At 56.6% G+C, this 24872-nt stretch carries 29 protein-coding genes; 2 read left to right on the forward strand and 27 right to left on the reverse strand.

Going from position 1 to position 24872, the window contains the following annotated elements:
* Positions 1-366: 366 nt before the first annotated feature.
* The 7 genes from B3Z17_RS05170 to B3Z17_RS05200 form a co-directional block, all read right to left on the reverse strand.
* The gene (locus B3Z17_RS05170) at positions 367-2274 is read right to left on the reverse strand and encodes an NAD(P)/FAD-dependent oxidoreductase (protein ID WP_286828849.1); all 1908 of its coding nucleotides are present in this window, start codon (positions 2272-2274) and stop codon (positions 367-369) included.
* A 128-nt stretch (positions 2275-2402) separates the two neighbouring features.
* Positions 2403-2882: a glutathione peroxidase gene (locus B3Z17_RS05175; RefSeq protein WP_286828850.1), complete on the reverse strand. Its 480-nt coding sequence runs from the start codon at positions 2880-2882 to the stop codon at positions 2403-2405.
* A gap of 68 nt (positions 2883-2950) precedes the next feature.
* Positions 2951-3322 carry a DUF6768 family protein gene (locus B3Z17_RS05180; protein WP_068307314.1) on the reverse strand — a complete coding sequence of 124 codons (372 nt, stop codon included), beginning with the start codon at positions 3320-3322 and terminating at the stop codon, positions 2951-2953.
* Positions 3319-3870, reverse strand: a complete 552-nt coding sequence (locus tag B3Z17_RS05185; protein WP_286828851.1) for an RNA polymerase sigma factor — start codon at positions 3868-3870, stop codon at positions 3319-3321. Before B3Z17_RS05185 ends, B3Z17_RS05180 begins: the two co-directional genes overlap by 4 nt.
* A 71-nt stretch (positions 3871-3941) precedes the next feature.
* Positions 3942-4316 (reverse strand): DUF6768 family protein, encoded by a 375-nt coding sequence (locus tag B3Z17_RS05190; RefSeq protein WP_286828852.1) that lies wholly within the window; start codon positions 4314-4316, stop codon positions 3942-3944.
* A complete protein-coding gene (locus B3Z17_RS05195; protein WP_286828853.1) occupies positions 4313-4843 on the reverse strand; it encodes an RNA polymerase sigma factor in 531 nt (176 codons plus the stop codon). Before B3Z17_RS05195 ends, B3Z17_RS05190 begins: the two co-directional genes overlap by 4 nt.
* Positions 4844-4907: 64 nt before the next feature.
* A complete protein-coding gene (locus B3Z17_RS05200; protein WP_286828854.1) occupies positions 4908-5717 on the reverse strand; it encodes a PhzF family phenazine biosynthesis protein in 810 nt (269 codons plus the stop codon).
* Positions 5718-5823: 106 nt separating this feature from the next.
* Between B3Z17_RS05200 and B3Z17_RS05205 the strand changes: the two genes are divergently transcribed.
* Entirely contained in the window at positions 5824-6777 is a 954-nt protein-coding gene (locus B3Z17_RS05205; RefSeq protein ID WP_286828855.1) for a hypothetical protein, read from the forward strand.
* A gap of 18 nt (positions 6778-6795) precedes the next feature.
* Here the strand turns inward: B3Z17_RS05205 and B3Z17_RS05210 are convergent, their stop codons facing one another.
* From B3Z17_RS05210 to B3Z17_RS05260, 11 genes are all read right to left on the reverse strand, one after another.
* Positions 6796-7164 (reverse strand): ArsC family reductase, encoded by a 369-nt coding sequence (locus tag B3Z17_RS05210; protein WP_286828856.1) that lies wholly within the window; start codon positions 7162-7164, stop codon positions 6796-6798.
* Between the two features lie 2 nt (positions 7165-7166).
* Positions 7167-8084, reverse strand: a complete 918-nt coding sequence (locus tag B3Z17_RS05215) for a cation diffusion facilitator family transporter (RefSeq protein ID WP_286828857.1) — start codon at positions 8082-8084, stop codon at positions 7167-7169.
* A gap of 130 nt (positions 8085-8214) precedes the next feature.
* Positions 8215-8721 (reverse strand): hypothetical protein, encoded by a 507-nt coding sequence (locus tag B3Z17_RS05220; protein ID WP_074519418.1) that lies wholly within the window; start codon positions 8719-8721, stop codon positions 8215-8217.
* 2 nt (positions 8722-8723) lie between these two features.
* Positions 8724-9263: a hypothetical protein gene (locus B3Z17_RS05225; protein WP_068307328.1), complete on the reverse strand. Its 540-nt coding sequence runs from the start codon at positions 9261-9263 to the stop codon at positions 8724-8726.
* Between the two features lie 148 nt (positions 9264-9411).
* On the reverse strand, positions 9412-9636 hold the full coding sequence (locus B3Z17_RS05230; RefSeq protein ID WP_068307330.1) for a F0F1 ATP synthase subunit C: 225 nt from the start codon (positions 9634-9636) through the stop codon (positions 9412-9414).
* A gap of 62 nt (positions 9637-9698) precedes the next feature.
* The gene (locus B3Z17_RS05235; protein ID WP_175445650.1) at positions 9699-10454 is read right to left on the reverse strand and encodes a F0F1 ATP synthase subunit A; all 756 of its coding nucleotides are present in this window, start codon (positions 10452-10454) and stop codon (positions 9699-9701) included.
* A 37-nt stretch (positions 10455-10491) separates the two neighbouring features.
* Entirely contained in the window at positions 10492-10917 is a 426-nt protein-coding gene (locus B3Z17_RS05240; RefSeq protein WP_286828858.1) for an AtpZ/AtpI family protein, read from the reverse strand.
* An 80-nt stretch (positions 10918-10997) separates the two neighbouring features.
* Positions 10998-14456 carry a chromosome segregation protein SMC gene (smc, locus tag B3Z17_RS05245; protein WP_286828859.1) on the reverse strand — a complete coding sequence of 1153 codons (3459 nt, stop codon included), beginning with the start codon at positions 14454-14456 and terminating at the stop codon, positions 10998-11000.
* Between the two features lie 80 nt (positions 14457-14536).
* Positions 14537-15226, reverse strand: coding sequence for a thioredoxin domain-containing protein (locus B3Z17_RS05250; protein ID WP_068307339.1), 690 nt, complete (start codon positions 15224-15226; stop codon positions 14537-14539).
* 90 nt (positions 15227-15316) lie between these two features.
* Positions 15317-15916: a DsbA family protein gene (locus tag B3Z17_RS05255; protein ID WP_286828860.1), complete on the reverse strand. Its 600-nt coding sequence runs from the start codon at positions 15914-15916 to the stop codon at positions 15317-15319.
* A gap of 22 nt (positions 15917-15938) precedes the next feature.
* On the reverse strand, positions 15939-16475 hold the full coding sequence (locus B3Z17_RS05260; RefSeq protein WP_286828861.1) for a DUF721 domain-containing protein: 537 nt from the start codon (positions 16473-16475) through the stop codon (positions 15939-15941).
* A gap of 113 nt (positions 16476-16588) precedes the next feature.
* Here B3Z17_RS05260 and mutY point away from each other — a divergent pair, with 113 nt between their 5' ends.
* Positions 16589-17629: an A/G-specific adenine glycosylase gene (mutY, locus tag B3Z17_RS05265; protein ID WP_286828862.1), complete on the forward strand. Its 1041-nt coding sequence runs from the start codon at positions 16589-16591 to the stop codon at positions 17627-17629.
* Here mutY and B3Z17_RS05270 read toward each other — a convergent pair.
* The 9 genes from B3Z17_RS05270 to rmuC all read right to left on the reverse strand — a co-directional run bounded on the left by B3Z17_RS05270 (position 17618) and on the right by rmuC (position 24860).
* A complete protein-coding gene (locus tag B3Z17_RS05270) occupies positions 17618-18181 on the reverse strand; it encodes a HutD family protein (RefSeq protein WP_286828863.1) in 564 nt (187 codons plus the stop codon). The genes mutY and B3Z17_RS05270 overlap by 12 nt on opposite strands.
* A gap of 43 nt (positions 18182-18224) precedes the next feature.
* On the reverse strand, positions 18225-18779 hold the full coding sequence (locus B3Z17_RS05275; protein ID WP_286828865.1) for a protein tyrosine phosphatase family protein: 555 nt from the start codon (positions 18777-18779) through the stop codon (positions 18225-18227).
* A gap of 487 nt (positions 18780-19266) precedes the next feature.
* A complete protein-coding gene (locus B3Z17_RS05280) occupies positions 19267-19794 on the reverse strand; it encodes a DUF2059 domain-containing protein (RefSeq protein WP_286828866.1) in 528 nt (175 codons plus the stop codon).
* A gap of 168 nt (positions 19795-19962) precedes the next feature.
* Complete coding sequence (locus B3Z17_RS05285) at positions 19963-21078, reverse strand: site-specific DNA-methyltransferase (protein ID WP_286828867.1); 1116 nt, start codon at positions 21076-21078, stop codon at positions 19963-19965.
* 153 nt (positions 21079-21231) lie between these two features.
* Complete coding sequence (gene rnhB, locus B3Z17_RS05290) at positions 21232-21885, reverse strand: ribonuclease HII (RefSeq protein WP_286828868.1); 654 nt, start codon at positions 21883-21885, stop codon at positions 21232-21234.
* A gap of 737 nt (positions 21886-22622) precedes the next feature.
* Positions 22623-22859 carry a YdcH family protein gene (locus tag B3Z17_RS05295; protein ID WP_068307349.1) on the reverse strand — a complete coding sequence of 79 codons (237 nt, stop codon included), beginning with the start codon at positions 22857-22859 and terminating at the stop codon, positions 22623-22625.
* Positions 22860-22966: 107 nt separating this feature from the next.
* Positions 22967-23206 (reverse strand): YdcH family protein, encoded by a 240-nt coding sequence (locus B3Z17_RS05300; RefSeq protein ID WP_286828869.1) that lies wholly within the window; start codon positions 23204-23206, stop codon positions 22967-22969.
* 98 nt (positions 23207-23304) lie between these two features.
* Positions 23305-23541 (reverse strand): YdcH family protein, encoded by a 237-nt coding sequence (locus B3Z17_RS05305; RefSeq protein ID WP_286828870.1) that lies wholly within the window; start codon positions 23539-23541, stop codon positions 23305-23307.
* An 83-nt stretch (positions 23542-23624) separates the two neighbouring features.
* Positions 23625-24860: a DNA recombination protein RmuC gene (gene rmuC, locus B3Z17_RS05310; protein WP_286828871.1), complete on the reverse strand. Its 1236-nt coding sequence runs from the start codon at positions 24858-24860 to the stop codon at positions 23625-23627.
* Positions 24861-24872 lie beyond the last annotated feature (12 nt).

The following is a 24872-nucleotide window of genomic DNA, read 5'->3' on the forward strand; positions in this document are numbered from 1 at the left end:
CAGTTTTTCAACGGAATAGACCGGAAGGCGACATTCGTCTTGATGATTGAATGATCCGTTAGATAAAAATTGGGTCACCCTGCCTTAGCGAATCCAAGCGTGATCGCATGCCCATTTTGACCTCAAAATGTTCGATTATGGCGAATTACTGAGCACTTTTTGGAAGCACTCACCTTGGGCGTCTGGCGCTCGTGAAATTGGGCACACTCAGGGCCCTATAGGTGTGCCCTTTTTGTGAATTTGGGCCCTATGGGGACGTGATGTGTGCCCTTTTTTTGGGGAACCGCCAAAATCATGCGACATGAGGCAAGCTCATGATTAGGGTGCAGAGAATGTCCCCGGCACGAGGCCGGGGATGACGGGACCTTAGCCGAACAATTCATCCACGGCGCGGATGGCGGCGTCGATGGCGCCATTGACATAGGCGTAGGCCGAGCTGTCGGAATTTGCGATGGCGAGCTTGCCCACGCGCTTGCGGGCGGTGATGTGCGGGCCTTTTTCGGGTGACCAGTCAGGTTCAAAAAGCTCATTATATTCATAGGCATAGCCGTGCGGCCAGCGGTTCACCGTGATGGCGGCGATGTCGCGTTCGGCATCAAACCCGTATGGCCCCAGCGCGCCCGTCAGCTGGTCGATGGCCGCCTGTTCGAACTCCTCGAAACTGGTGCCATACATCTGGTAGCGCCCGGCCTTGTGCTGCTCGCGGCTTCCAAGCCCCGGCGCCTTCGGCACATGCACCATATGCACCAGGATTGGTTTCTCCGGGTCGTGGGAGAAAGCGTAACCGCCCATGGATACCGGGAAATCGAGTGAGAAATTACTGTAGAAGCCGCCCGGCGTGTAAACATAATTCACCCCGGCTTCCTTGAACGCCCGCCAGTTTCTGAGCGCCACATTCACGTATGCCAGCGGTACTTTTTCCGGCCACTGTAGCGCCTCGATTTGTTCTTCGGGCAGCTCCGGCATGATGAAAGGCAGGACATGGTTATAGCAGGCCATGATGCCAAAGCGCGCTTCCACCCGCTCAACCCGGCCGTCGCGAACATAGGTGATATCAACGCCTTCGGCGGTATTGCGCGCCTCCACGGCGGTGGCGGACAGGCGGATGCGCACGTTGTTTTCCGCCAGGTCAAGCCTGTCATAATGCACGCGGGCGAGCGCCTCTTCTTCCATCGTGGTGGCTTCCACCGCACTCGGGATCAGCTTGGCGACCGCGAGCCGCGCCACGCCGGCGTTGCCGTCCGGGAAGTGGAAAATATAGGGTTCATCGCTATCGTAGGGGTGCGGGACGGCATAGGGGTCAATCCCCAACCCCAGCGTGCCGCCAATGCCGAAGCGCACCGCTTCAAGGCCTGAGATGGCGTCCCAACCCAGCCCCCAGGTGCCGACGACCTCGTCGCGCAGCAGGTCGCACACGCTTTCGCTCAGGCCGCCGTGTTTGGTCATGCAGTCCTCGAAGGAGGTTTGCCTGAGATAGTCGATCTTCTCATCTTGGTTCAGGTGTGCGAGCCAGTCTGGCTGGTCGATCAGCCAGGTGTGCAGGGCTTTTTTATCAGCACCTTCAAGGGGTAAGCCTTTGATCAGCGCCGCCAGGTCAGCCTTCTCGGCGTCCGTATAGGCCGCCAGCACGCTGTGGCTGCCGCCTGCACGGCTGCGCTTTAAAAGCCTGCTGTCGCCGAACGTGTCGGCGCCCGGGTGGATGCCTGCGGTCAGGCCCAGGCGCTCATAGAAGCTCTGGTCATAGAAGCGGTAGAATTTTTCCGTGTCGATGCCGAGGGTCTTGAGGAACGCCTTTGACCCCGCGCTATAGTCGGCCGGGCTTTCAAGCGACTGGCTGCCGCCATAGCCCACCAGCAGTTCGCCGTCCACATTGAATTCATTGCGTTTGGCGTGGCCGCCAAAATCGTCGTGGTTATCGAGGATCAGGATACGCGCGCCCTTCCCCAGCTTTTCCTGCGCCAGCACGGCTGCCGCCAGGCCGGAGATGCCGCCGCCCACGACCACAAGGTCATAAAGGCCGTCCTTGGCCTTCCTGGGGCGGTCATAGGTCTGGCCCTCCCAGGATATGGCGTGGGCCACTTCGAAGCTGCCCACATGGCTGCCGCGCAGGCCGGTTTTTGCGGGGGGATAGGTCCAGGCGCCTTTGCTGGAGATCAGCCCTTCCGCCATCGCCTTCGCCGGGCTCATGCCAAGCGCCAAGCTGGCCCCGGTCAGCCCGGTCAGGGCCACGCCGTTCAGGAAATCACGCCGGTTGATGCCCTTCAACTTGGACATAGCTACTCACTCCCACAAATCATGCTCCACCCCGAGCATTTCCCGGAAACCATAAACCAGGTTCGAATGGGCGCAAAGAAAAATGTGATCACATTATTAATATACTGATATATATAATCTTTTAAGCCTTACAGCAGCGCTTCAATCGCCGAGCGGATATCCTCCGGCTTGGTCTTTGGCGCGAAGCGTTTGACCACATTGCCGTCGCGGTCGACCAGGAATTTGGTGAAGTTCCATTTGATGCGCTCGGTGCCCAGCACGCCCGGCTTGACGGCCTTCAGGTGCTTATAGAGCGGGCTGGCACCGTCGCCGTTGACATCGATTTTCGCGAACATGGGGAAGCTGACGCCGTAATTGATCTGGCAAAACTCGCCGATCTCGTCGTTCGAGCCCGGGTCCTGCTTGCCGAACTGGTTGCAGGGGAAGCCGAGGATCACGAGCCCCTTGTCCTTGAGGTCCTGGAACAGTTTCTCAAGCCCTTCGAACTGGGGGGTGAAGCCGCATTTGGAGGCCGTGTTGACCACCAGAAGCACTTTGCCCTTATAGTCCGCCAGGTCTTGCGGCTTGCCGTTCAGGCGGTCGCAGGTGAAATCATGTACGGATGTCATCGGCTCTCTCCCTTGTTCCCGTTGCCCCAAGGTAACGCAGTGGGGGGAGAAGGCAAGGCAAAGTGCCGTCAGTCGCGCTTGGTCATCATCTCCCGCATATCAAGCTGCAGCTGCTGGATATCGCGCTTCATGGCCACCCGGCCCACCTGCATCCAGGCCCACATCTCGAAGGCCAGCATCACGATCACCGCAAGGATCGCCCACACACCCCAGATGAGCTTGTCTTCGACGCCTGAGGCGCCTGAAAACTCGATCAGCAGCCACACCGACACAACGCCAAGCAGTATGGTCACCGTGGACACAAGCCACATCCAACGGCGCATGCTGCCCTTGTAGGCCATGGCGATCATGGCGGGCATGCTGTCATCTGTGATCATGGCATCGAGTTCAGCGCCTTCGCGCTCCAGCTCTGCCTTGATCCGTTCATCAATGCTGGTCATGCCAGTTCTCCTTCTTCTGCACGCACCTGCGCCTGCAAGCGCCCGCGTGCCCGGTTGAGCCGCGATTTGACCGTGCCCACAGGCACATCCAAAACCGCGCTAATCTCCTCAAGCTTCATGTCTTCAAGGTAAAACAAATAGATCGCCTGCTGCTCGACATCCGGCAGGCTGGTAATGAGCGTCCGTAGCTGGTGGCGCGTGACGCGGCCATCCATGGCTCCCACGCTTGCGGCAGGTTCAACCACGCCGTCTTCCTCAAACGACAGGGGCTCATTCGGGCGTTTGCGCAACTGGTCAAGCGCCCGCCAGCGCACCGCCTTGAAGATACGGGCCCGAAACATGCCAGGATGGTGCAGCTTCCCTAGCGTCCGCGCCACCATCAGCCAGGCTTCCTGCACTGCATCAAAGGCGGCGGCCTCATTCCTGAGCATGCGGAAAGCGAACTTCACAAGCGACGGCTGGTAGGCGCGGTAAAGCACGGCGAAAGCCCGTTCGTCCCCTGCCTGCGCCTTCAAGACCAGCGCCTCTTCCTGTGTCCGTGCCTGCACGCGTGCCTGCCTCCCTTTTCCCTATAAACGGCCAAAAGGCCAAAAGGTTCAAGGGAGACAGACGTTTATTATCAACCCACTTTCCGGGCGAGCGCCGCCACGGCCAGCTCCAGCCGCTTGACTTCCCGCATCATGCTGGCCCGGTTCATCTCCATCAGGTTCCAGAGCTTCAGCATGGACTGCATCAGCATGGTGACCAGCATACAGATGCCCCAGAAGACCATGCCCTCAAGGTCGTCTGCCGTGAAGAACTCATAAATGCACCAGAACATGAAGCCTGTAACCACCAGCATGACCCCCCAGGTGAACCACACCCAGCGGCGCATACTGCCCTTGAAACTGGCTGCCACCATGTCCGGCAAGCCGCCTTCCGATGTCAGAAGGTCGTCGATGCCCTTGGCTTCCTTCGCCAGTTCATCCTTTATCATGTCATCAAACTTGCTCATGTCTCGTCTCCTGTCATTCTATCCTTCAGTCGTGACCGGGCCCGGTTCAGCCGGGATTTCACGGTGCCCACGGGCACGTCTTCCACTGCCGCGATTTCCATCACGGATAGTTCCTCAAGGTAAAACAGCGTCAGGGCTACCTTTTCCTTTTGGGGTAGCGCCGCAAGGTGGCGCGAAAGCTGGTCACTGGTCGCCAGGGGTTCTTCGGTTTCCACTGCGAGTGTTGCCTCGTCGCCGTCGAGCGCGTCCTGCTTCATGGGACGGCGGCGCAACAGGTCCATCGTACGCCAACGAGTGGTCTTGTAGGCCCACAGCCGGAAACCTCTTGGATCCTGAAGCTTCCTGAGTGTTCTTGAAAGGGTGACCCAGCTTTCCTGAACCGCATCAACCGCAATATGCTGATCGCCACACAGCCGGTATGCAAAGCGCCGAAGCGGTGCATCATAGGCACGAAACAGCTGATCGAATGCCTGGCTGTCTCCACCCTGGGCGGCCAGTACCAACAAGTCCTCGCGCGCGCGGTCCATATATGTCTGTCCCCTTGTTTCCCTTTAGGACGCAAAACAGGAAAGGGAGGTTCAAAATACTTTATCAGGGCAACAAAAGCGTACCGCGCATCACTTCAACAGCCTGGCCGGAAACTTTGACACGGTCGCCAACCACCTTCAGCCACAAGTCACCGCCCCGCGCCGAGACTTGCTTCGCCCGCAATTCCTGTTTGCCCAGCCGCTGGGCCCAATAGGGAGCCGCCGCACAGTGCGCCGACCCTGTCACGGGGTCTTCCGGTATCCCCTTGTTCGGGAAAAAGCAGCGCGACACGAAATCGATACCGTCATCGCCTGGTGCGGTGACAATGAAGCCATACGGCGACAAGGCCGCCATTTTCAGAGGATCGGGCGCCAAGGTCCGGATGGTTTGGGCATTGTCATAGACCAGAAGTAGATCATCGTCGCCGGTGTTGGCGTCCAGAACCTCACTTGGCGCGGCGCCCATGGCCTCAGCCAGCCCCTCTGGGCCAGACATGGGCGTGGGGTGAAGATTTGGGAAATTCATCTCCAGGAAGTCACCGGCATGAACAACCGTCATCAAACCTGAGGCAGTATTGAAGCGGACCATCTCCCAGTCAGGGTGAAGGTGCTTGAAAACCACATGGGCAGACGCGAGCGTCGCATGACCACACAATTGGACTTCAATGGCAGGCGTAAACCAGCGCAGCTCATAGTCCACGTCATCAGATGCAGACGGTACGATGAAAGCCGTCTCCGCCAGGTTGTTCTCCAGCGCAATATTCTGCAGCAGCGCGTCATCAAGGAATGCCGGCAGCGGGCACACAGCCGCCGGGTTACCCCCAAAAGGTTGGCTGGTAAATGCATCAACTTGATAGACTGGTAGTTCGCGCATGCTGCTCTCCTGTTACCGGCCCAATAGACCTTCATGGACGCGATTTGACAAGATTCAAAACCACCCCTTACACTTTGGTGGGGTCGATAGACTTTGGGAGCGACTTATGACAAGACGCAACTGGAACAGTTTCGCCGTTTTACGCATCCTTTTGACACTGTCAGCCTGCGCCCCTGCGCCTTCCTCGACTGATGCAGACGTAGCTTTCCAACCGACCAACCTATTGGAACTCACAGCCTCCGGCATGCGCTTCGAAGGCCCGGAAACCATCAAGTCCGGCTGGACGACCATCCGCCTTAACAACAAAGACGATATGATCCATTTTGCCTTGGTCGCCAGGCTTCCGGACGGTGTATCGGCTGTGCAATATTCCGACGAACTGGGCAGCGTATTCCAGCGCGGCTATGACGCCATGATGGCCGGAGACCATGAGCTAGCCGGCGAAATTTTCGGAGACATGCCAAGCTGGGCAACTGGCCTGACCTACCATGGTGGCCCAGGATTGATTGAAGGCAACGCAATATCCCAGGCAACCACATTCCTACCGCCCGGCAACTATGTGATTGAATGCTATATTAAGTCAGGCGGTGTCTTCCATTCAGCCAGCTATCAACAGGGTGTGCTGGCAATGGTTCTGCCATTGACCGTTCTGCCTGAGAACGGTGAAATGCCGGAACCTGAAGCTGACGTTATCTTCACTCTGAACGGGAATGGCCTGTCCCTCAAAGACGGTGATCTGAAAGCTGGCACTAATATCATCCGCGTTAATTTCGATACGCAGATCCGATACCCCTCAGCAGTCGGCCAGGATGTACATGTCTTCAAGATCGATAGGGAAGGCAGTGTTGCAAACGCCGTTACCTTCATGGACTGGCAGACCGAAGCCGGGCTGTCTGTGCCCGCCCCTGTTACCTTTGTCGGCGGTATCAATGACGTGATGCCCGCCGGGTCACATGGCTATTTCACGGTGGACCTGGAACCCGGACGCTATGGCTTCATTGCGGAAGTGCCTGACGCCGACAAAAAAGGCATGCTGCTGCAGTTGGATGTTGCAGGCTGAGAGACACTCGCGCCGCGCTCAAACCAATCGCTGTGCCCTGGCCCAGGCCTTGATGGCTTCCTGTTCCTTGGGCGCGAACCCAAGCCGGAAGTCTCCGCCCTTCTCCCATACGGGGCGTTTAACCAGCGCCTCGTTGGCCACCATCAGGGCGGCAGCCCTTTGGGCATCAACGCCCTCGCGGTCGTCATCCGGCAGTTTGCGCCAGGTGGTGCCCCGGGTGTTCAGCAGCGCCTCCCAACCAAGTGCGTCAACAAAACGCGCCATCAGGGCATCATCCAGGCCGTCGGCCCGGAAATCATGGAATCTGTGGTCCACGCCTTCTGCTTCCAGCCACTTGCGGGCCTTTTTGACAGTGTCGCAGTTTTTGATGCCATAGATGGTCAGCATACTTATTCCCCAATTTTTCCAAGTTCTTTAACAGTCAGCTCATCCGAGAGGGTGCTTGGTGGATCCACATGGATCAGGACCTCGCTGTCCGGGTATGCCTCTCCGATCATCGCTTCAACCTCGTCGGCTATAAAATGTGCGTCCTGAACGGTCATTTCGCCATCAACCTCGATATGCATCTGGATAAACAGATCACGACCGGACATGCGGGTTTTCAGCTCATGCAGGCCGCGTACCGCCGGGTTTCCCATCGCCAGATTGAAAATCTTTTCACGGTCGTCATCCCCCAGCTCCCTGTCCATCAGCATATCGACAGCAGGCAACGCCACTTCCTGTGCTCCGTAAAGAATGTAGAGCGCAATCAGGATACCAAAGGCGCCGTCAGCATATACAAACCCCGACGCAGATGCCCAGGCAGCCAGGATGACTGACAGGTTCAACAGCAGGTCACCCTTATAGTGCAGATGATCGCCTGCAACGGCGAGGGAGCCTGTATGGCGCACCACATAGGCCTGGAAGGCCACCAGCACCAGCGACAGGGCAATGGCAAGCGCTGACACGCCCATCACCAAGCCCGATTGGGCGACCGGGTGCGGGGTCGCAACATGATTGATCGATTCCAGCAGCAGGAACATGGCGGAGCCCGACATGATTGCCGCCTGGAACAGCCCTGCCAGGGCTTCGGCCTTACCGTGGCCAAACCTATGGTCTTCATCCGGCGGCAGCAGAGCGGTGCGCACGGCAAAAAGCGTCACAAGCGACGCCATCAGGTCGAGGCCCGAGTCCGTCATGCTGCCAAGCATGGCCACAGAGTCCGACAACCACCAGGCAACCGCCTTTGCGGCCACGAGCACGGCTGCGACGCTCACGGAAGCCCGCGTCGCCCAGCGCATCAGGTTGTCACTTTTGTCTCGCGTCACTCTGTTGGTCCCTATCTCAAGCGATGTTGCTTTAGGGGTATATAAGATGGCTGCACAATCACAAGAAAAAACGCCCCGCCGTAGAGGCGGAGCGTTCGATCAGAACTGACAAGTGCCAGAGCCTGAATTCTTAGTGAAGCTTGCTTTCGACGTCCGTGATGGCCTTGTCGACCAACGCGCCGCCTTCCTTGCCCTTCAGCTTGTCGGCAAACACTGTGCCAGCAGCCTTGATGGCAACATCAACAGCAACAGCGCGAACTTCCTTGATTGCATTGGCTTCAGCCTGGGCAATCTTGGCTTCTGCGGCGCGGGTGCGGCGCTCAGCCATGGCTTTGATGTCGGCTTTCGCCTCTTTCGCCATGATCTTCGCGTCTTCCTTTGCCTGGGCAACCATGTCGGCGGCCTCTTTTTCAGCGTCGCGTTGCTTGCGCTGGTAATCGTTCAGGAGCTTTTCAGCTTCTTCCCGGATTGCTTTCGCTTCGTCCAGCTGGTTACGGATCGTAGCCGTGCGATCGTCCAGCATGCCAGCAATTTTCTTGTGAGCTTTCGCATACACAACACCGCCAACGAAGACCACGAAGGAGCATGCAACCCAGAAGGTTGGATCGGTGAATACGGAACCGTGTGCATCAGCCATGGTTATGCTCCCTTCACGTCTGCGAGCGCTGCCTTGACAGCACCAGACACCGCGGCGTCATCGCCTTCGATACCGGCCAACTTGGCAACGAGATCGCTAGCGACTTCACCAGCCACATCGCCGACACTAGCCAGTGCTTCATCACGCGCCTTGGCGATACGAGCTTCAGCTTCCGCAGCTTTCGCTGCCAGCGTTTCCTCGAGCTCGGCCTGGGCTTTCGCGATATCAGACTGAATTTTCTCTTTGGCCTTCAGGATGGTCTCCTGGGCCTGCTTTCGTGCCTTCGCGCTCGCTTCTTCATACGCGTTGCGTATGTCTTCTGCGTCCTTGCGCAGCCGTTCGGCTGTATCCAGATCGTTTGCGATCCGCTCTTCACGCTCTTCGAGGACTTTGGTCACACGTGGCAGAACCAGACGGGACACAATCACGAAGAGAACGATGAAGGTCAGGAACAGCCATACGACCTGCTCTTCAAAGGTCGCAATATTCAGCTGAGGAAGGCCTGCTTCCTTGTGTGCGACTTCTGTATGAGCTTCTGCCATCACATGCCTCTGTGGCTAGATGTTTCAATTGTTGAGCCCCTTAAGGCTCGATCCGCATTTCGGGCAATGCCCTCTTGCGGTCCAGATAAGCACCTGGCGCGATCAGTTACTGACCGCGCCCATGTGCTTCATTCGCAAACTGATCGTCTTAGGTGAAGAGGATCAGGAACGCGATAACCAGTGCGAACAGGGCAACAGCCTCTGTCAGGGCGAAGCCCAGGAGCAGGTTACCGAATACTTTCGGAGCAGCAGATGGGTTGCGCAGAGCACCCGACAGGAAGCTACCGAAGATGTTACCAAGACCAATACCAACACCAGCGAGTGCGAGAGTGGCGATACCAGCACCAATCATCTTTGCGGCTGCGAGTTCCATGTTAAATTCCTTCTCTATTGAATGAAGCTTGATTTCTAAACTGTAGTATTTTGTCCGGCGTCTTAGTGTGCAGGATGCATGGCATCATGCAGGTAGATGCAGGACAGGATGGCGAAAACGTAGGCCTGTAGGAAAGCCACCAGGATTTCCAGCCCCGTCAGGAAAATGTTGAAAGCAAATGGCAGCACAGCAGCAGCTTGGCCGGCAATGCCGATCGCGCCAAGGCTGATGATGAAACCAGCAAATACTTTCATCATGATGTGGCCCGCCAGCATGTTGGCAAACAGACGAACCGAAAGGCTGATCGGACGCGTGAAGTAGGACATCACTTCGATTGGAACGATCAGAATGTAAAGCGGCGCGGGCACACCAGACGGCGCAAAGAGCTTCAGGAAGCCCAGGCCGTGCTTGGCGAAGCCGATCAGCGTCACGCCAAGGAAAACAACCGCAGCCAGCGCGAACGTCACAATGATGTGGCTCGTCGTCGTGAAGCTGTACGGGATCATGCCCGCAAGGTTGCTACCAAGAATGAACATGAAAAGCGTGAAAATGAATGGGAAATACTGTTTCCCTTCGCGCCCTACATTTTCTTTCACCATATTGGCTATAAATTCATAGGCCATTTCAACCATGGCCTGCCAGCGACCAGGAACCAGCGCATTCTTGCGCGTGCCACCAACCAGGAAAAAGGTCAGGGCGGTCACAACGATCACCATCCAAAGGGAACTGTTGGTAAAGGAAACATCAATCCCTGCGACTTGCATCTCTGCAAGGGGCTTGATCTCAAACTGCTCAAGAGGTCCTGCCACGGCTACCATCTCTTTAGTTGTGCAACCCGCTTTATGCGGATCGCGGTCAATCTTTATCCGCCTCGTCAGCCTGCCCTTGCAGACCATCCTCAGCTTCCCGCTGCATCTTGTTGGCTTCCCGGATCACATTCCGGATGCCCGCAGCAAAGCCAAGGAACAAAAAGGTGATCAAGAAACCGGGAGACGTATCAAGCCAACCATCTAGGTTTATGCCGATGATCAGGCCTACGCCGACACCCGCCACTAGATCGATGCCCATCCGGAAGGCTCTACCCATTGGAGACGGCCGATCGTCGGCATTTTCTCCCTGAGCCCTCTGTCGAGCTTGGCTCAATCGCTCTTCAAGCGCCTTGAGCTTTGGGTCATCTTCCGTGTCACCCATCGCTTTGGCCCCTAAAACCCCGCGTTTGACCAACCTTTTTGCCGGGCCACTTCCATAAAAAAAGAAGCCCGTAAAAGGCGCCTGCAACATAGTGAAGGCCCCACCCCGTGTCAAGGTCTATCGAAAATAAGTTAACTAATTGATTTAAAAGGAATTTATGGAAAATACCGTTAACCGGCCTCACGCAATTCCTCTGCACGTTCAAGGTCGACGGAAACGAGGGTCGAGATTCCGCGTTCTGCCATGGTCACACCGAAGAGCCGCTTCATCCGTGCCATGGAAACCGCATTGTGGGTCACAATCAGGAAGCGGGTGTCCGTCCGGCCGATCATTTCGTCCAGCAGATTACAGAATCGCTCGACGTTCGCATCGTCAAGCGGCGCATCCACCTCATCAAGGACACAGATGGGGGCCGGATTGGTGATAAAGACGGCGAAGATCAGGGAAAGTGCCGTCAAGGCCTGCTCGCCGCCAGACAGGAGCGATAGGGCCTGCAGCCGTTTGCCCGGCGGGCTTGCGAATATCTCGAGCCCCGCATCCAGCGGATCATCGGATTCCGTCAATTCCAGATGGGCCTCACCCCCACCAAACAAGGTCTTGAACAGTTCCCCAAAGTGATTATTCACCACATCGAAGGCCTTCAACAGGCGTTCGCGCCCTTCCCTGTTAAGGCTGCCAATGGCCTGCCTGAGCCGTGCTATGGCATTCTCAAGGTCTGCCCGTTCGCCCGTCAGGTGGGTCAGTTGCTCGTCTATCTCAGTAAGCTCTTCATCCGCCCGCAGGTTAACTGCACCCAACCTGTCGCGTTCACGCTTCAGCTTTTCAAGCTTGCTTTCCAGCACCATGGCATCAGGTAGGCTGTCGCTGGCTTCCAGACCGACCTTCTCCAGAAGCTGGGTAGGCGCGCACTCGAACCGTTCGCCAATCTGGGACGCAATGTCTTTCCGGCGGGAAACAGCGTTTTCAACGGCGGCGTCCGCCCGGATCTGACGCTCGCGGGCCTCAGACTGCGCCTCATGGATCGCCTTGAGCGCTTTGTCTTTCTCCGCCAGCTGTGCTTCCGCCGCCAGCAGCTTATCACTGCTTTCATGGCGTTCTTTTTCCGCCTTGTCGAGCTCAGACAGCAATGCCTGTCGGCGATTTTCCAGGTCTTCAGGGCTGGCTTCAGCATCCTTCAACTGGCGCTCAGTGTCAGCCTGGCGTTCATCCAGCGCCTTGAGCTGTTTCGCAGCACTATCAACACGCAGCTGCCATGCGCCCGATTCGGTCTGGATAGCACTGAGACGGTCGTTGCGGCTTTCGGCCTCCCGGCGCAGGCTGTCATAGGCCGCACGGGCGCTTGAAAGCTCAGACCGCAGCGCTTCCACTTTGGCTCGCGCTTCCTGAAGTTCGGCCTCAAGCTTGGTATTTTCCGGCAGCTCAGCAAGCTTTGCATCAATACTGGCCTGCCGCTCATTGGTTTCGGCTTCTTCCTGCGCCAATCGCGCAAGGCTGTCCTTCAGCATATTCACTTTGCTGGCGCGCTTGCTGGCTTCCTGTTCTGCGGCCACAAGGGCACGGCGTGCTTCTGCGAGTGCCTTTTCGGCGTCCTGACGCACTTGCCGCTGGGCCTGTTCTGCCTCTCGTGCTTTCTGGTGGGCATCGAACGCGTGCTGTGCAGCCTCGCCCGCTTCAGCGGCCTTCTTCGCTGCCTTTTCTTCCTCAGCCTTCAGCTTCACTAGCCGGTTCTGGCGCTCGAGCCTGATCGCAGCCTCGCTTGGCGCTCCGGCCTTCTGCACATAGCCGTCCCAACGCCACAGCTTGCCTTCCCGGTTCACTAATCGCTGGCCGGGGAACAATTTTTTCTGAAGGATATCGCCATCCGCGCCCTCCTCAAGCACGGCGGCAAACGCCACCCGGCGATCAAGCACAGACGGGGCCGTCAGGACATCCTTCAGGGGTGTCACTCCTGCGGGCCAATCCGCGGCATCAAGTGGATCTTGCGCAGCCCAAAATCGCTTAGCCGATTCGCTCAGGCCCGCTTCTGCCTCTTCGCCAAGCACCGCACCAACCGCGATCTCGAACCCAGGTTTGGCCTTGAGGGACGCCGAAACCGGCTGGTCTTCGTCAGCGGCTGCCTGCTCCAGCATGCGCTCAAGGTTCGTGACTTCCGCAAGTACAGACTTGTGCGCGCCCTCACACTCAGCCTTGGCTGTGTCCGCTTCATTCCGGCGGTTGCGGGCCTCGAGAGTTGCGGCTTCTGCAGCCTGCAGGCTGTCAGCAACTTTACTGAGACGCTCTTCTTCTTTCTCAACGGTCTGCTCGGCTGTCTTCAGGGCGGAGAGGATCTCATCCTCGGCTGTCATGGCATCCAGTTCGCCGTTCAGGCGTGTCTGCTCGGACCGCAGTTGATCGCCCCGGCGCACAATCGCCAGCTTATCACTTTCCAGACTGGACCGACGTGCCCGCGCCTGGGCAGCGCGCTCGCTGATACCGTCATAGTCTGCTTCCGCAGCGGACGCCGCCTTGGTGGAGGCATCAAGCTTCTCGCGCGCCTGCAGCTCATTGTCTTTTTCCGCATCGCGGGCAGCTTCAAGACGCTTTTTCTCTGTCGTTAACCGGTCAAGCGCCGCTTTGGCATCAGCCGCAATCTCGGCTTCGCGTTCACGGTCCGCGCCAATCTGTTCGAGTGTCTGCCGGAGCGAGAGTGCTGCCTGCTTGCGCCGCTCGCTCTCCTGCTCCAGATTTTCGCGTTCGATAGATAGGCGCTGTAGTTTGGCAGCCGCCGCTGCATCCGCTTCCCGAAGAGGGGGCAGCATGGCAGAAAATTCTGCCTGCGCCCTGGCCAGTCCCGCGACTTTCTCTTCAATTTCAGCCGCGCCCTTCTCGGATTCCCGAAGCGCGCGCTCAAGCTTGATTACTTCTTCGGCCGCATCAGCCCAGCGCATATACAGCAGGCTCGCCTCAGCCTGCCGGATATCGCCGGAGATTGAGCGGTAGCGCACGGCCTGCTTCGCCTGACGCTTGAGGCTCTGGCTCTGGGTTTCCATGGCCTGGATCACGTCCTGCAGGCGCGTCAGGTTGCCTTCGGCGCCGCGCAGGCGGCTTTCGGCTTCCTTGCGGCGGGTGTGTAGGCCTGAAATGCCCGCTGCCTCTTCCAGAATGGCGCGTCTGTCCTGCGGCTTGGCGTTGATCAGCGTGCCGATACGGCCCTGGCTGACAAGTGCCGGCGAGTGGGCGCCTGTGGCGGCATCGGCGAACAGCAACTGCACATCTTTCTGGCGGACGTCCTTGCCGTTGATACGGTAGGCCGAACCTGATTCGCGCTCAATTCGGCGCGTTACCTCAATGAAATCTTCATCGTTATATTCGGCTGGGGCTGAACGGTCCTGGTTGTCGATCACCAGCGTCACTTCAGCCATGTTACGGGCGGGGCGCTTGTCTGTGCCGGCAAAGATCACATCGTCCATGCCCGAACCGCGCAATGACTTGGCGCGGTTTTCCCCCATCACCCAGCGGATGGCTTCAAGAAGGTTGGATTTACCGCAGCCGTTCGGGCCCACAACGCCTGTCAGACCGCGCTCAATATGAAGCTCGGTCGGATCGACGAAGGATTTAAACCCCGATAATCGCAGACGCGAAAAACGCATGGCTGCGCCCTACTCCCCCTGTTGTCAAAACATCAAACAGGCGACCCCGTTCCCCAACAAGGTCGCCCTATATCAAGCTGTTAGCTGGCGTCATCCACCGCTTCAGCTATCTTCTCCAGAGCCTCATCAAAGGAAGAGAACTCCATCAGTTCACCATCAACCATAAAGCTTGGCGTCAGGGTGATATTGTGTTTCTTCACGGCGTCCTGCGTCATGCTCATCAGGTGCTTGAGCATGTCGTCATCGGACACACAGCGATCAAATTCTGTACGGCTGATACCCGCGCGGCGGGCAATAGAGGCCAGCTCATCCACAGGCGCCTTGGAGCGGGCCCAATCGCCCTGACGTGCGAAATAAACCTTCATCAGCTTCTGGGTCGTTGCTGCGTCACCACAGCGAGCCGCAGCGGACGCGACGATATCAATCCGGTTCATGATATAATTGTGATACACCAGCTTCGCCTTGCCGGTGTCCAGCAGCTGTTCCTTGAGCTTCGGGAAATAATTATTCGCGAAGGTGGCACAGTGCGGGCACGTCAGGGACGCGAATTCGTGGATCTCGACCGGGGCATTCGGATCGCCATACACGATCGGGCCCCAGGTTCCCTCTGTCTTGGAATCGATATCAACAACTGGTGCATCGGCTTCAGCAGAGGCCTGCTGGGCATCGTCAGCCGCTGGCTTGTCGCCACTATCACCACAGGCCGCAAGCAAAAGTGCCGCGCCAAAGGCAGCTGCGAATTTGAACTTCGATACGTAGTCCTTGTGCATTAATTTATCCCCACTACTAGATATTGTGTTTACATCGCATGAAACATGCTGACGAGTCTTTTCTGAAACCCGCATGAAATTTCCTGTGGATTATTTTGCGGCCTCAACCGCTTCCTTGACCGCCTCAAACGAATGCGCCTCAAGGTGTTTTCCATTCACCATGATGTAGGGAATGCTGTTGATCTTGTACGTCTGGATGCCGTTCTGGGTCATTTCAGCCAGATGCTTCTGGGCTTCCTGATCCGAGATACAGCGTGACATCTCAGGCTGAGTGATTCCAGCTTCCTCCGCGATGCCCGCAATCACCTCATAAGGGTTCTGCGCGCGCATCCATTCGTCCTGGCGAGTAAAGTAGGTATCCACCAACTGTTTGGTTACATCCCTGTCGGTCGTGCAACGGCTGATAACAGCAACCGCCATATCATAGCGGTCCCGCACAAAGTTGCGGAACACAAAGCGCACCTTGCCTGTGTCGATCAATTCCTGCTTGACCTGCGGGAAAGTATCACGGGCGAAATGGCCACAATGCGGACAGGTCATCGAGCCATATTCGATGACTTCCACCGGCGCATCAGGCGAACCATATACAAGATCACCGGATACAAAAGGCTGGCTTGGGCCATCCTGTGCTGCCACTGCAGTCGTGAAAACCATGGCTGCAGCAGCCAGAAAACCCTTCTTGAAAGACATAACGCCCCCTACTTATAAATTCTTATTTCTTGTCCGGTCCGCGACCGGCCTCCCGTGCTTCCGAAAGCACATACTCGCCAAGGCTTTTAACCGCTTCTTGAAGCGGGCTCAACTCTCCATCACCGACAAGTGACCGCAGTTGTTTCGTCTCTTTTTCGCCAAGCGCCTTTTTTTCATATGGCATTTTGCGTGGCTGCCGCGGCAATGGCCCCTGTTTCACCTCAAGTTTCGCCACCGCCTGATAGCCGAAAAAGCTATTCACCATCTCGATCACCCGCCCGGCCTTGTGGCTGAGAAGGGGTGCAAAGGCTGATTCACAGCGCACCGTGAGTGTTGCGCCCATGCGGTCTCCCCGCGGGAAACGAAGCGAAACAGGCAATGTGCTTTCCGCCAGTTCCGGCCCAACAATATAGGCCCAGCGGGTAACAACTTCAGCCTGCGCAAAACCTTTCGCCCGCAATGCCGGCGTCACTAGTGACGAGGCAACCCTTGAGGCACGCTGGGTTGAGCGCCGCCTGAACGGTTTTTTTGCTTCGGTTTTATCTGGCCGTTTCGCCATTTGGCTTGCTCTCTCCGTCGGTCGGGCTATGGTCCTGCATAATTGCGGCACGTCCATGGCATGCCGCCAAGGCTAACATGAATCAAGACAATAAATCAGAATTCACAAAGTGTATGACCAAAACCGCCAAACAGCTGCTTGACTGGTACGACAGAAACCGCAGGGACCTGCCCTGGCGGGCGGCTCACGGTGAAAGCGCTGACCCGTATCATGTTTGGCTTTCGGAAATCATGCTGCAGCAAACCACGGTTGCCACCGTTAAAGGCTATTTTGAAAAATTCCTCACCCGCTGGCCGTCGGTGGACGCACTGGCCGCGGCGCCACAAGAGGACGTGTTGCAGGAATGGGCGGGGCTGGGCTACTACGCCCGCGCGCGTAATCTGCACAAGTGTGCTCAGGTAGTGGTGGAGGTGCACCAAGGTAGCTTCCCGCAAACCGAAGAAGGCCTGAAGGCGCTGCCGGGTATTGGCGACTATACGGGCGCTGCTATCGCCGCCATCGCGTTTGGGGAACCCGCCGCAGTTGTCGACGGCAATGTGGAGCGAGTGGTCAGCCGACTGTTTCGTGTGACCGACGCACTGCCTGGCGCCAAGAAGGTCATCAAAGCCCACACTGCGGAAATTACCCCCACCAAACGGCCCGGGGATTTCGCCCAGGCTATGATGGACCTGGGGTCAGGGGTCTGCACGCCGAAAACCCCAAAGTGCCTGCTGTGCCCTATCCGTGGTGCTTGCGCCGCCCATGAGGCGGGTGACATGGAACGGTTCCCGGTCAAGGCGCCAAAGAAGGCCAAGCCGACCAGACGCGCAATCTCTTTCTGGCTGGAGCATGACGGCCACGTGCTTCTTGAACGTCGCCCGCAAAAAGGCCTTTTAGGTGGCATGCCTGGGCTGTTTTCAACCCCCTGGGAAGAACGTCCTGCCTTTCCTGCAAAGGAGGAATGGCTCGCTCATCGTCCGTCCGAGGACTATTGGAAGCCCGTCGAGGGCATGGCCAAGCACACCTTTACGCACTTCCATCTGGAAACGAAGCTTCTGGCTGCCAAGGCCGACAGCAAGCTGAATATTGAAAATGGCTTCTGGCACCCAGTTGCCGACCTGGATGCTGTAGGCCTGCCCACCGTCTTCAAAAAGATTGCTGTGCTAAGGCCTTAAGGTGATTTCACCATGCAGCGCAGCCCCTACGCCGTTGAGGCCGGGTGCACTTTCACCAGCTTCCAGCAACAGTGTCTGACCTGGTGTCAGCATGGCCTCGCCGCAGCGCACTTCGCCTTCCAACAAGTAGAAAAAACGAAGTGCGTTCTTGTTCGAAAGTACCACCGCGCCAGTCGCAAAGTCGTGAAATGCCATCGTGCCTTTGGCATACCTGCGATCAACCATCAGGTTGAAGTTCCGTACAGGGCCCGCTTTCAGTCGGCCTTCAATGTGCCAATCCCCGGAGAATTGCAACGGCGTGAAGGGCTTCAAGGGATGGTTGCCGTACGGCCCAGCGTCCAGCGTCATGCCTGCACCATCAATCACCGTGATCACCCGGTCAATGTCGGGAAAAAGCGAGAAGGCACCGTCGGTCGTAACTTCCGCAATGCTCAGCCGCCAAATGAAACCAGCCCCGCCAGCCGCCTTCGGACCAACAGCCAATTCGGTGGTTGAGCCCAAGCCATTTTTCCAAGGCTGGACCTGATAGTCGTCAACACCAAGAACCTTCATAGGCGATACCTTGCGTGATACGGCATATTGGGCAAGCGCTGTCCTATTCTTCGAGGGGCGGCAGGCCAAGCTGTGTCCGCACCTTGGGCTCCAGGCTCGTGAGTCCGGCAGCCTTGCCAATGGCAAGCGCTTCGTCAGGCTGCTTGCCTTCAACATGATAAGCCCTGAGGGCCAAAAGAGCGCTGGCGCGATTACCGCTGCCGCAGTGCAGCAGCACGGGGCCAGGCGCCGCCTTCAGGGCATCATCCAGCAACTTGGCGTTCTCTGCCGTCAGGCCATCCTTAGATGAAATAGGTAGATGGAAATAGCTTAGCCCGATGGAACTTGCCGCTTCAGCTTCATCAAAGTTGAAGAGCTTGGCAACTTCCGGGTCATCGCGTTTCGTGGTTTCGCCGTCCCGCCTGAGGTTGACCACCGTGGTAAAACCAGCCTCCTTGAGGCGCTTCAGGTCGGCCTTCGTGGGCTGACCGCCTGTGGTCAGCTTGTCAGAGACTACCCGCGCATTCGCAAGATCAAGCTCACGATCAGAATGGTTATCCGCCTGAGCCGTATTACCCAAATAAAACAAGGCAAGCAAAATAGCTAATAGACGTGTCATCGCATTTCTCCCGGTGTCTCAAACAGAATCCGACGGTACCATAAATGGCAAAGCTACGATCAGGGAAGTGGATAAAAAGCAAGGGCCGCACTTGGCGACCCTGCCTTGATCCTGAAGCCTAAAGCAGGCTGAAGCCTCTAGCTAGCGAGATAGGCAGGCACCTTTTTGGTTGCCTTGCTCATCTTCTTCGCCTTCTTGTCCTGAAGGGGCTTTTTCTTCAGTTCTTTCTTTGTGCTGCGTTCTTTGCTCATTTGGGTCTCCGAACAAACGCCACGCGCGGCTTTAGACCGCTGTTCGCCGGGGAAAACCGCCCGGTTTTCCATACCACCTGCGACACCCTGAATCTCGCATGTCCATGCTGGAATTCAAGTGATGTTTGAGTGACTTAAGAAAAGATTGTGCATTCACCGAGTAGGCCAGCGTAGGCATAAAAACAGGCGCTGTCCGGGCAGGACAGCGCCCCTTTGAGCCCGACTGCCCTTGGCACTTATTGCGCGGAGGAAACCTGAGCCTGCCAACTCTGAACCCTCAGAGAAAGACGCTGCATTGCTGTTTCCTGCGCATTTGACATCTGCTGCATGACATATTCATTCAACTTCTGAGCTGCGTTCGCCACAACATTCATTGTCTTGTGACCGCCTTCCGACTGATAAAACTCTTTTGCACCCTCGATTTCATCTTCCGAAAGTCCGTCGACGATTACTGACATATAGATATAGGCTGCGTGGTCGGTATCGATCGAGCTCAAAACGGCATCTGTATATTCAGCGAAAATTTGCGTCAGCTCAGCCCTCTGGTCATCTGTCATGTCCGGATATTTTGCGGCCACCCGTTGGGCCACTTTTGCCATTGAAGCATCCACGGCTGTACGCGTCTGATCCATCACACCTCTCAACAGGCCGCTGATACCCATGGTCTCTGCCAGCTCGCGGGCCGCCTGTTCCTTGTCAACTGCCTGAACGGCGTGACTAGATGCAATCATAAATAACATCATCAAGACGAGAACATATTTCATGGCGGGTCCCCCAAAAACGAATTAAATGCCGCAAAGTAGCGGATCAAGTAAGCGTATTACAAACATTTAATTGATTGCACATAAAAACAGGCGCTGTCCGGGCAGGACAGCGCCTTGGGCGGAAGCACAGACGGGCATCCGTGCTTCCGGAGGTATCTTGTGCTTCTGCTAGTTCATTTCAGCTCGGACTTGCTGGCGGAAGAAGTCAATGGGCAATAGTTCGCCCTTCTGTTCCACGTGCCAGAAAGTCCAGCCATTACAGGCCGGTGCACCCTGAACGCTGGCGCCGACCTTATGGATAGAACCCTTCTCCATATCGGTGATCAGCGTGCCGTCGGTGCGAACGCGGGCAGTGTATTTGCGCTTGCAGTCATAAAGCGTGGTACCAGGTTCGATCATGCCGCGCTCAACAATCGAGCCAAACGGCACCCGTGGCTGTGCCCGCTTGCTTTGGGTAAAGCCAAGCGTTTCATCATCCAGACGCTTGACCTTCGATAGCCGCTCCATCGCAACCTTAATATAGTCGTCCTCGCGCTCAATGCCGATGAAGTCACGACCGAGCTTTTTGGCCACAGCCCCCGTGGTGCCCGTGCCGAAGAATGGGTCCAGCACCACGTCCCCTGGTTTGGTGGAAGACATCAGCACACGGTAAAGCAGGCTTTCTGGCTTCTGTGTCGCATGGGCTTTCTTGTCGCCATTCTTGAGGCGCTCGCCGCCAGAGCAGATAGGCAGCGTCCAGTCAGAGCGCATCTGCGTGTCGTCGTTCATCGCCTTCATGGCGTCATAGTTGAACGTATAGCCACCCTTGTCCGCAGACTTGGCCGCCCAGATGAGCGTCTCATGTGCGTTGGTGAAGCGCGTGCCGCGGAAGTTCGGCATCGGGTTCGACTTGCGCCAGATCACATCATTGAGCACCCAGTATTCCAGATTCTGCAGCGCCGTGCCGACACGGAAAATATTATGGTAGGACCCGATCACCCAAATGGTGCCGGTGTCTTTGAGAACCCGGCGTGCGGCATCCAGCCAGCGATAGGTAAACTCATCATAGGCGTTGAAGCTCGAGAATTTGTCCCAGGCGTCATGCACACCGTCAACCTTACTGTTGTCAGGGCGCGACAGCGTTTCCTTGAGCTGCATATTGTAGGGGGGATCTGCGAAGATCACATCGACCGATTTCTCGGGCAGCGAGTTCATCACATCAATACAGTCACCCTGAACAATTTTGTTCAGCGGCAAGGAAAGGGTCGCAGACCCTTTGCGGGTCGCGTTCTTTGCATCAGCCATCAATTTTCTCCGTCCCGGCTTCAAAGCCGACCGCTGGAAACGCCCTTTTTGGGCTTAATTTTTTGGTTTTTCTCAGCGATCCGTTGACCCAATCATGAGTCGACAGCGAATCGGTGTCAAGTGATTCTTATAGATGAATCAGTTATTTATAAGCTATTCTTCACTCAAAACTTGGCGAATCGGAGCAAACGAACGACGGTGATGTGGAGTCGCACCCACAAGTCTTAGTGCGGCAAGATGTTTGGCAACACCATATCCTGCGTTTTGCGCCCAACCATAGTCAGGGAACTCGGAATCCAGTTTTTTCATGAGATCATCACGAAAAACTTTTGCGACAATCGATGCTGCTGCGATGGATAATGACCTGCCATCACCCTTGATCAGGGTCCGCGTCGGCATTTCGAGGCCCGGATCGCGGTTGCCGTCAACCAAAGCAGATGAAGGCTTCAGTTCGAGGCCATCAACAGCCCGGCGCATGGCCAGCATGGATGCCTGCAGGATGTTGATTTCGTCAATCTCGTGAACACTTGCCTCGGCGATGGAGACCGCCAATGCTTTTTCCTGGATCAGGCCATAGAGGGCCTGGCGCTTTTTTTCCGACAGCTTCTTGCTGTCGTTCAGGCCATCGGGGATATCATCAGGATCAAGAACCACGGCGGCTGCAACCACTGGGCCCGCAAGCGGGCCCCGGCCAACCTCGTCCACGCCGCAGACATGACCGCCTTCGGCCGCAATCATGTGCGCTTCGGCTGACCAGTCGGGTCTTGGCTTCATATCCATGCCGGCAGCATCAAACAGGTCTGACATTCGGATCTCCCCTTCCCTGCCCAGATGTGGCGCAACAGGACGCGTCGGTCAAGCATCCGGATGCCACATGCGATGACGGTCTGATACGTTGCAAAGAAAAGCGGCGCCCCCAAGTGGGAGCGCCGAGTGTTGGGTAGGTTTAGGAAAGAAACGCAGAACCCCCAAGGGGGTTCGACAACTGTGTACTCATTACAGGGAAAGTGTGGCCGGGCCGGATGGGCTCTTGGGGCTAGGGTCAGGGGTATGTCCTCACCCGGCCCGACCGGAACCTGTTATCGCTCAAACGCTATGACGCACAGAGACTTAGAGCTGGAGTGCGATAACCGGTTCTTGTCTTGGCCGCTTATGCTGCGAGCGGCACGCGTGCCAACCGGGCGACACGGCGCTGGCGGCGCCACGTTCTGCTTAGGGGCTGGCTTGTCAGGGAAACGCCGGCGACCTGGGAGACCTGGTGCCTGGCGTTATTGAGACCTGTGGTCTCTGAAATAAGGGTCGTAAACATTTTATCCTCGCTGCTTGCGCATCTATGCCGCTTTGTCGTTTTGGGGAGGCGGCTGTTGTTATCACTGTCGTTTTCTGCAGCCTTTTGTTTTTGAGTCTTTGCTCGTGGCTACAGGTCTAATGTAGGTGTGGCGACAGAATCCTTCAATAGCACTGGGCGCATTTAATGAACGCTTCGTCGCAATTCACGCCGCAATTGAAACACAATTGGCCCCATCGCCTGGCACCCGCGGCTTTCAGTGGCTCAGATAGTAGAATATTTCGTCCTTAATCCACAGGCGTTCTTTCCTCAGGTCCTCGATCTGGAAAGTCAGCTCGCACTCTCGCCGGCGCTCGGCCTCACAAAGGTTCTGGTTGAGGGTGTTATAGGCTTTCGTGAGTTTGTAGAAATGGTCGTCTGAGCTGATCAGGCTCCAGAAGCGGTCCTCCTTGCCTGGGATTTCTGAAAGAAGATCGAACGGTATGTAACGCATATCAAAGCTCCCATAAATTAATGCAGGAACTGTAATGCACGGGCAATCGCCCAAATTGATCAATATCAATCGTTACGGGCGTTTTTCAAATTCAGTTATGATGGGCGTTAGTGCTCTTTAAGCAGAGCATAGATTTCGTCCTTCAGAAACAGACGCTTCTTCCTGAGGCCCTCTTCATCAAAATGCGGATTGGTCTCGTCGCCGGCTTCCAATTCAAGAATGGCCCGGTTGACGCTCCGATATTCCTCCGCCAACCGGCGGAAGTGGCCATCGCTTTCTTCAATTCGAGGTAGCTTATCGGCAAATTCGGGGAATTCCTCCCGCAGCGCATGCGGCATGTGGCCCATTATGTGTCTCCTTTTGTCAGTACAAAAAGGCGACACACACTATAGCGCATTTTGGCCCCGGTTTAAAGCCGGGACCCCATTGGCTGGCATTGAAACGCCTAGGCTTTCAGCATGCCGTAGATTTCGTCTTTCAGCCGCATGCGCTGTTTCCTCAGGTCCTCTTCCTGGAACTGGGACACATGTTCTTCCCCAACTTCAATCCGGTGAATTTCGCGGTTCAGCGTATGATACTTTTCGGAAAGATTGCGGAAATGGGCATCGCCCTCCTTGAGCGCGTGGATGCGGTCTTCGAACTCTGGGAAATCGTCTCTCAACTCGTGGGGTACGTGGCTCATCATGATCCTCCGGTCAATTGTTCATGACCAAGGATTAGAGTACACCCGCCATATGGGAATTGATCGTCGTCAAGAGCGGACAATTATTCGCTATCGTCGCCCAGCAAAGCCTGCGCTGTGCCGTCTTCCACCTGCTCCACGCTCTTGAGCGCCCGAAGCATCTGGTTGCGACGAGTGCCCAGCTTCTCGATATGCTTTTCCATGGCTTCCACATTCTTGCCCATGGCCGTGATCTGGTCACCATAGCGCTCGAATTCGTTCTTCACGGCACCCAGCACCTGCCAGACCTCCTGCGCCTGTGCCTGCATGGCCATCTGCTGAAAGCCCATGCGGAAGGTTGTCAGCAGTACCTGGAAGTTTGTGGGGCCCGTAACCGTCACATTAAATTCGCGCTGCAGGCCTTCCACATAGCCCGGTATGCGCAGCATTTCGGCATACAGGCCCTCGGTTGGCAGGAACAGGATAGCAGACGGTGTCGTGTAGGGCGGGTTGATATATTTGGTGGCGATATCCTTAGCAAAGCCCTTAACCCGGTTTGCCAGCATCTTCTGGCTGGCGGCGATGCCGTCCGTGTCGCCTGCCTCCACGGCCGTCAGCAGGCGTTCATAATCCTCGGTCGGGAACTTGGCATCCACTGGCAGGAACACCTCTGCGTCCGTACCTGGCATCCGAATACCGAATTCGACATGAGAGCCCTTTTTGCCGCAGTCATAGTTGGCGACATATTGGTTCGGCGTCAGCACATCTTCTATCAGCAGTTCAAGCTGCACTTCACCGAAAGTACCGCGCGACTTGACGTTCGTGAGTACCCGCTTCAGGTCACCCACACCGGTGGCCAGCGACTGCATCTCGCCCAAGCCCTTGTGCACCTGCTCCAGCCGCTCGGACACGGTCTTGAAGCTCTCGCTCAAGCGCTTTTCAAGGGTGGTCTGTAGCTTCTCATCCACCGTCTTGCGCATCTCGTCCAGCTTCTGACTGTTCTCAGTGCGCAGCTCTTTCATTTTCTCATCAAGCTTGTCACGGAATTGCTGCTGCTGTGTTGACTGGTCAGCGCCCAGCTTGCGTACGGTCTCTCCAAGCGCTGTGATTGCTTTCGACAGTTCTTCTCTGTTGCCGCGGAACTCTTCACGGATGCCCTTTTCGCGCTCTCCTGCCTGCTCGTTCATATAACGAAGCCCGGCTTCAATCTGCATCAGTTGGGTGACCGCATCACCACCTTCAAGCTTGGCCGAAACAGCCGAAAGCCGCCGCCACATCATAAGAATGCCAACGATGACAAAGCCCAAAAGCGCAAGTATGATCAGACTGACTGGATTCACGATATTCCCCGA

This window comes from Kordiimonas sp. UBA4487, from assembly GCF_002389025.1.
Taxonomy (GTDB): Bacteria; Pseudomonadota; Alphaproteobacteria; order Sphingomonadales; family Kordiimonadaceae; genus Kordiimonas; species Kordiimonas lacus.

Coding starts and splice junctions, on each gene's coding strand:
- B3Z17_RS05210 (WP_286828856.1), bottom strand. CDS start 7,164: ATGCTGACCATCTATGGCATCAAAAACTGCGACACTGTCAAAAAGGCC.
- B3Z17_RS05275 (WP_286828865.1), bottom strand. CDS start 18,779: ATGACACGTCTATTAGCTATTTTGCTTGCCTTGTTTTATTTGGGTAAT.
- B3Z17_RS05195 (WP_286828853.1), bottom strand. CDS start 4,843: ATGGACCGCGCGCGCGAGGACTTGTTGGTACTGGCCGCCCAGGGTGGA.
- B3Z17_RS05225 (WP_068307328.1), bottom strand. CDS start 9,263: ATGGCAGAAGCTCATACAGAAGTCGCACACAAGGAAGCAGGCCTTCCT.
- B3Z17_RS05255 (WP_286828860.1), bottom strand. CDS start 15,916: ATGTCTTTCAAGAAGGGTTTTCTGGCTGCTGCAGCCATGGTTTTCACG.
- B3Z17_RS05220 (WP_074519418.1), bottom strand. CDS start 8,721: ATGGCTGATGCACACGGTTCCGTATTCACCGATCCAACCTTCTGGGTT.
- B3Z17_RS05260 (WP_286828861.1), bottom strand. CDS start 16,475: ATGGCGAAACGGCCAGATAAAACCGAAGCAAAAAAACCGTTCAGGCGG.
- smc (WP_286828859.1), bottom strand. CDS start 14,456: ATGCGTTTTTCGCGTCTGCGATTATCGGGGTTTAAATCCTTCGTCGAT.
- B3Z17_RS05300 (WP_286828869.1), bottom strand. CDS start 23,206: ATGGGCCACATGCCGCATGCGCTGCGGGAGGAATTCCCCGAATTTGCC.
- B3Z17_RS05305 (WP_286828870.1), bottom strand. CDS start 23,541: ATGAGCCACGTACCCCACGAGTTGAGAGACGATTTCCCAGAGTTCGAA.
- B3Z17_RS05170 (WP_286828849.1), bottom strand. CDS start 2,274: ATGTCCAAGTTGAAGGGCATCAACCGGCGTGATTTCCTGAACGGCGTG.
- B3Z17_RS05190 (WP_286828852.1), bottom strand. CDS start 4,316: ATGAGCAAGTTTGATGACATGATAAAGGATGAACTGGCGAAGGAAGCC.
- B3Z17_RS05230 (WP_068307330.1), bottom strand. CDS start 9,636: ATGGAACTCGCAGCCGCAAAGATGATTGGTGCTGGTATCGCCACTCTC.
- B3Z17_RS05235 (WP_175445650.1), bottom strand. CDS start 10,454: ATGGTAGCCGTGGCAGGACCTCTTGAGCAGTTTGAGATCAAGCCCCTT.
- B3Z17_RS05280 (WP_286828866.1), bottom strand. CDS start 19,794: ATGAAATATGTTCTCGTCTTGATGATGTTATTTATGATTGCATCTAGT.
- B3Z17_RS05240 (WP_286828858.1), bottom strand. CDS start 10,917: ATGTTGCAGGCGCCTTTTACGGGCTTCTTTTTTTATGGAAGTGGCCCG.
- rnhB (WP_286828868.1), bottom strand. CDS start 21,885: ATGTCAGACCTGTTTGATGCTGCCGGCATGGATATGAAGCCAAGACCC.
- B3Z17_RS05205 (WP_286828855.1), top strand. CDS start 5,824: ATGACAAGACGCAACTGGAACAGTTTCGCCGTTTTACGCATCCTTTTG.
- B3Z17_RS05295 (WP_068307349.1), bottom strand. CDS start 22,859: ATGCGTTACATACCGTTCGATCTTCTTTCAGAAATCCCAGGCAAGGAG.
- B3Z17_RS05285 (WP_286828867.1), bottom strand. CDS start 21,078: ATGGCTGATGCAAAGAACGCGACCCGCAAAGGGTCTGCGACCCTTTCC.
- mutY (WP_286828862.1), top strand. CDS start 16,589: ATGACCAAAACCGCCAAACAGCTGCTTGACTGGTACGACAGAAACCGC.
- B3Z17_RS05180 (WP_068307314.1), bottom strand. CDS start 3,322: ATGACCAGCATTGATGAACGGATCAAGGCAGAGCTGGAGCGCGAAGGC.
- B3Z17_RS05200 (WP_286828854.1), bottom strand. CDS start 5,717: ATGCGCGAACTACCAGTCTATCAAGTTGATGCATTTACCAGCCAACCT.
- B3Z17_RS05250 (WP_068307339.1), bottom strand. CDS start 15,226: ATGCACAAGGACTACGTATCGAAGTTCAAATTCGCAGCTGCCTTTGGC.
- B3Z17_RS05270 (WP_286828863.1), bottom strand. CDS start 18,181: ATGAAGGTTCTTGGTGTTGACGACTATCAGGTCCAGCCTTGGAAAAAT.
- B3Z17_RS05175 (WP_286828850.1), bottom strand. CDS start 2,882: ATGACATCCGTACATGATTTCACCTGCGACCGCCTGAACGGCAAGCCG.